The organism is Bartonella sp. AP58NXGY (genome assembly GCF_042195785.1).
Taxonomy (GTDB): Bacteria; Pseudomonadota; Alphaproteobacteria; order Rhizobiales; family Rhizobiaceae; genus Bartonella.
Genome location: NZ_JBHIOY010000356.1, coordinates 302 through 603 on the forward strand (window position 1 = coordinate 302; position 302 = coordinate 603).

General features: G+C 39.4%; 1 protein-coding gene. It reads left to right on the top strand.

The window, feature by feature from the left end; all coding sequences use genetic code 11:
• A partial coding sequence (locus ACFINC_RS11385; RefSeq protein ID WP_375617272.1) for a RibD family protein occupies positions 1-302 on the top strand: 302 nt, incomplete at both ends.

Sequence of the window (302 nt, forward strand, 5' to 3'; positions counted from 1 at the left end):
TCACTTTCAAAATTCCACTTTCTGCCGATAATACTATAAGAAAAAAACGAGAGGGGAGAATAAAGATTAGTGGAGCACTTTCCCATACCCATACGCATATTCTACGGGCTCAAAACAATGCTATTCTCGTTGGTATTGGTACTATATTAGCCGATGATCCACAGCTCAATTGCCGCTTACCAGGAATGGAAATGCGCTCACCAATTCGTATTATTTTAGATGCCGACTTATCTATCCCCCTTGATGCAAAAGTTGTTCAGACAGCCATAAAAATTCCTACATGGGTTATTTGTGATATGGAT